This is a genomic window from Centipeda flueggei ATCC 43531, assembly GCF_000160695.1.
Classification (GTDB): domain Bacteria; phylum Bacillota; class Negativicutes; order Selenomonadales; family Selenomonadaceae; genus Centipeda; species Centipeda flueggei.
In genome coordinates this window covers 1-2036 of record NZ_GG694009.1, presented here as the reverse complement: position 1 = coordinate 2036, position 2036 = coordinate 1, and the positions used below count along the sequence as shown (strand labels likewise).

The following is a 2036-nucleotide window of genomic DNA, read 5'->3' as shown; positions in this document are numbered from 1 at the left end:
GGATTTCCGAATGGGGCAACCCGGCAAGAGTAACGTCTTGTCACCCTACTCTAGAGGTAGGGAGGAAACACCCGATGAACTGAAACATCTAAGTAGTCGGAGGAAAAGAAATCAAAGAGATTCCCTGAGTAGCGGCGAGCGAAACGGGAAGAGCCCAAACCGGAGGACTTCGGTTCTCCGGGGTTGCGGACCTGCAACAAACCGGACACTTTAGTGGAAGCATCTGGGAAGGTGCGGCAAAGAGAGTGAGACCCTCGTACACGAAAGAGTGAAAGGCGGGCAGGGATCCAGAGTACCACAGGGCACGAGGAACCCGGTGGGAAGCAGGGTGGACCACCATCCAAGGCTAAATACATCGAAACGACCGATAGCGAAAAGTACCGTGAGGGAAAGGTGAAAAGAACCCCGGGAGGGGAGTGCAAAAGAACCTGAAACCGTATGTCTACAAACAGTCGGAGCACTTTACATGTGCGACGGCGTGCCTATTGAAGAATGAACCGGCGAGTTAATTTATGCTGCGAGGTTAAGCGGGAGACGCGGAGCCGAAGCGAAAGCGAGTCTTAAGAGGGCGGCAGTAGCATGGATTAGACCCGAAACCACAGTGATCTATGCATGTCCAGGTTGAAGCTCAGGTAAAAATGAGTGGAGGACCGAACCCGTGCGTGTTGAAAAACGTTGGGATGAGGTGTGCATAGGGGTGAAATGCCAATCGAACGTGGAGATAGCTGGTTCTCCCCGAAATAGCTTTAGGGCTAGCCTCAGGCGAATAACCATAGAGACGGTAGAGCACTGATCGGGCAAGGGGGCGTAAAGCCTACCGACCCCAGTCAAACTGCGAATGGCTCATATGGGCAGCCTGGGAGTCAGAATGCGAGTGATAAGACCCGTATTCAAGAGGGAAACAGCCCAGACCGCCGGCTAAGGTCCCAAATGCTGTGCTAAGTGGAAAAGGATGTAGGACTTCGAAAACAACCAGGATGTTGGCTCAGAAGCAGCCACCATTAAAAGAGTGCGTAATAGCTCACTGGTCGAGAGGCCCTGCGCCGAAAATATCCGGGGCTCAAGCACAGAACCGAAGCCGCGGCAGGGTGTACTAAGGTACACACTGGGTAGGGGAGCGTTCCTGTTTGGACGAAGGCAGACCGGAAGGACTGCTGGACGAACAGGAAGTGAGAATGCCGGTATGAGTAGCGAAACGACAGGTGAGAATCCTGTCCACCGAAAGCCTAAGGAATCCCGGGCAACGCTCGTCGTCCCGGGGTAAGTCGGGACCTAAGCCGAGGCGAAAAGCATAGGCGATGGACAACTGGCGAAAATTCCAGTACCGGGCGACTTCGTTTGAGGATGGAGTGACGCAGGAAGGAAGCTGAGCGCGCGAATGGTAGAGCGCGTCGAAGGCGGTAGGCTGGTATGGAGGCAAATCCCCATACTATATAGGCCGAGAACCGATAGATAGGAAAGACTACGGTCAATCTGAATTCAGCCGCACTACACTGCCAAGAAAAGCTTCTAACGAGAAGTCGTCTGCCCGTACCAAAACCGACACAGGTAGGCGGGGAGAGAATCCTAAGGTGCGCGGGAAAACCCTCGTTAAGGAACTCGGCAAAATGCATCCGTAACTTCGGGAAAAGGATGGCCGCTTGGGGTGAAGCTTTTTACAAGTGGAGCTTTGGGCGGCGGCAGAAAAGAGGCCCAAGCGACTGTTTACCACAAACACAGGTGCCTGCGAAAGCGCAAGCTGAAGTATAGGTGCTGACGCCTGCCCGGTGCAGGAAGGTTAAGGAGAGTTGTTAGTCCTAGAGATGAAGCAGCGAACTGAAGCCCCTGTAAACGGCGGCCGTAACTATAACGGTCCTAAGGTAGCGAAATTCCTTGTCGGGTAAGTTCCGACCCGCACGAAAGGCGTAACGATTTGGGCACTGTCTCAACGAGGGACCCGGTGAAATTGAAATACCTGTGAAGATGCAGGTTACCCGCGACTGGACAGAAAGACCCCATGGAGCTTTACTGCAGCTTGGCATTGGTCTTTGGCATAT

Annotated in this window: 1 rRNA gene; it reads left to right on the top strand. The window is 53.6% G+C overall.

The features are described from left to right. Positions 1-2036: ribosomal RNA gene (locus HMPREF0908_RS09295) — 23S ribosomal RNA — on the top strand; the annotation flags it as partial.